Here is a 2,500-nt window from a genome sequence, read left to right as displayed (position 1 = left end):
ACAGGCAGGTTGCCCACGTGTTACTCACCCGTCCGCCGCTGAATCCGGGGAGCAAGCTCCCTTTCATCCGCTCGACTTGCATGTATTAGGCACGCCGCCAGCGTTCGTCCTGAGCCAGGATCAAACTCTCATAAAAGATGTTTGTTAGCTCATTTTAAAGCTGACTAAAAATCATAAATTATTGACGTTTCGTTTCGTTCAGTTTTCAAAGATCAAACATTATCGCTTTAGGGCGACTTTTCTATTATACCGCATCAAACTAAGTCTGTCAACTACTTTTAAAATTTTGTTGATCTTGTTTTAATCACCTTGTTTGAAGCGACTTTTATATCTTAACACTTACCTCCCTGATTTGTCAACAGCTTTTTTGAACTTTTTTCAGTGTTTAACATCTCTTTCGGACAGGTAATAATATATCATAGTTATTTTGGAGATGCAATAGGTAAATTATAAAATATTTATCTTTTCATCTTCCCAAAATTTAATACATATATAATAGCAAACATCTATTTATTTGGGAAGGTGATTATCATTTTAAATATGATCGCATTAACGGTTTCTTTTGTTATGGCACTCTATCTATTTTCTTATTCTTATATTGAAGCACTTCGAATCAGCAACTCAGATGAAAAAGTCCATGCAGGTACTTTTATTTTCTCATCTTGTATGGCATTTGTTTTCTCCGGTTTCACTTATCTCTTTATATAAGACCAGAATTAAAAAAGGACTTTTGATGCTTAAGAGGAATTGCCTTTTGTCATTTTCATTATTAAGGGTTCCAATGTATGATAAGTATAGATCACAGTTTCTTTTAAGCGATAATCCATAGTAGACAGGAGAGAAGAATATGGATTGGATTGATGTAGAATTACTTATTAAACTATGTATTTCTGCAGCACTTGGGTTAATCATCGGGCTCGAGAGAGAGTTAAAGCGGAAACCATTAGGTTTAAAAACCAGTCTTGTCATATCTATTATCAGCTGTTTACTAACGATCGTTTCTATAGAATCCGCTTATCTGTTTCCCGGCAGTGATGAGGTCCGGATTCAAATGGATCCACTCCGACTGGCTGCACAAATTGTTTCAGGGATCGGTTTTTTGGGAGCTGGGGTCATCCTTAGACGCGGGAATGATCATATTTCAGGATTAACTACCGCTGCAATGATTTGGGGAGCTGCAGGGATCGGGATTGCTGTGGGTGCAGGATTTTATGTTGAAGCAGTTGCAGGAGTTGTGCTGCTTATCATCAGCGTAGAACTCCTTCCTTTAGCCATCTCGAAAATCGGACCCAAAAAACTTTCAAAAAAGGATCTCCTCATCAAGATCACCATAAAGGAAAGAGAAAGTGTTGAACAAGTAATTTCTAATTTAAAGAAAGAAAAAATTCATATTGCCCAAACAAGAATTAAAGATTTACGGGAACAATCCGCTCACCTTTTGGAACTAAAAACAAGAGTGAACACCAAAAGATCGGTTACGGATATCTACTATACCATTTCAGACATGAAGGATGTTCAAGAAATTGAGATAATCAGCTGAAACTTTCTCTTGCACTTTTAGCAAAAGAAGCTATAATAGAAAATGTGTTCAGTTTACGGGGCATTAGCTCAGCTGGGAGAGCGCTTGCATGGCATGCAAGAGGTCAGCGGTTCGATCCCGCTATGCTCCATCTTGTTCAACGCTTAATCCTTAAGGGATGAAGCGTTTTTTATTTTCTGTCATATTCACTGGCAGTACATAAATTGTTTTTTTAATGTATTTGATGAGCAAATAAAAGCGTTATCTTGACCATAACAGCGATTGAAAAATATCACAGGGTTTTATTTAATTATTTTTATTTTCCTTTGTCTAAATAAATTTTTGACAGGCAAACCATTAAGGCAAAGGTGCACTGCCATTTGGTGAACATATACCATTAGACTGCCGGGACGATCTATATAAAAATGGAATAATGCGTATGAACTGCGTTTTAAAAGTCATACTATTCTCCGAAAGGAGAATCAGTCATGGAAGCACAAAATTTTACTGAAGCAGCATTACAGGAATATAAAAATGGGTTAGGGATCTTTACCAGGAAAATGCCTAAGATAGCGGAAGCCTATAATCATTTTACCCAAACATGCTTTGAGGAAGGAACACTTTCACAAAAAGAAAAACAAATGATTGCACTCGGAATCAGCCTCTATGCTCAGGATGAGTATTGTATCATCTACCATACAAAAGGATGCCTCGACCAAGGCTGTACCGAAGAAGAGATATTGGAAACGGTTGGTGTGACTGCTGCTTTCGGTGGCGGAGCAGCGATGAGCCAGGCTGTGACACTTGTTCAACAGTCAATGGAAGAATTAAAAGATTCTCGCCATTAAATGAATGAAAAAGGGGCTGTCCAGAAAGTCAGTAAAAACTGATTTTCTGTGACAGCCCTATTTTGTTTAGTTCTAAAAAAGGCATACAAAAAAATCGCCCTTTCTAGTAAAATGTAAGTTACCACACCAACAT

The 2,500-nt window shown here is 37.5% G+C and carries 2 protein-coding genes, 1 tRNA gene and 1 rRNA gene (1 of these 4 cut by a window edge); 3 read left to right on the top strand and 1 reads right to left on the bottom strand.

The annotated features are described in order from the left end of the window. Positions 1–136 (bottom strand): 16S ribosomal RNA (locus ACFSCZ_RS17690) (its annotated part extends 1,004 nt beyond the left edge of the window); the annotation flags it as partial. A gap of 711 nt (positions 137–847) precedes the next feature. Between ACFSCZ_RS17690 and ACFSCZ_RS17685 the strand changes: the two genes are divergently transcribed. The 3 genes from ACFSCZ_RS17685 to ACFSCZ_RS17675 all read left to right on the top strand — a co-directional run bounded on the left by ACFSCZ_RS17685 (position 848) and on the right by ACFSCZ_RS17675 (position 2,367). After that, positions 848–1,540 carry an MgtC/SapB family protein gene (locus ACFSCZ_RS17685; protein WP_380775831.1) on the top strand — a complete coding sequence of 231 codons (693 nt, stop codon included), beginning with the start codon at positions 848–850 and terminating at the stop codon, positions 1,538–1,540. A gap of 57 nt (positions 1,541–1,597) precedes the next feature. Further along, positions 1,598–1,670, top strand: a tRNA-Ala gene (locus ACFSCZ_RS17680). Positions 1,671–2,007: 337 nt separating this feature from the next. Next, positions 2,008–2,367, top strand: a complete 360-nt coding sequence (locus ACFSCZ_RS17675; protein WP_380775829.1) for a carboxymuconolactone decarboxylase family protein — start codon at positions 2,008–2,010, stop codon at positions 2,365–2,367. The last annotated feature ends 133 nt before the right edge of the window (positions 2,368–2,500 follow it).

This window comes from Siminovitchia sediminis (genome assembly GCF_042680885.1).
In the GTDB taxonomy this organism is placed as follows: Bacteria; Bacillota; Bacilli; order Bacillales; family Bacillaceae_C; genus Siminovitchia; species Siminovitchia sediminis.
This window is presented reverse-complemented; position numbering and strand designations above follow the sequence as displayed.

Excerpts from the sequence above, each read along its gene's own strand:
- ACFSCZ_RS17675 (WP_380775829.1), top strand. The coding sequence starts at position 2,008 with ATGGAAGCACAAAATTTTACTGAAGCAGCATTACAGGAATATAAAAAT.
- ACFSCZ_RS17685 (WP_380775831.1), top strand. The coding sequence starts at position 848 with ATGGATTGGATTGATGTAGAATTACTTATTAAACTATGTATTTCTGCA.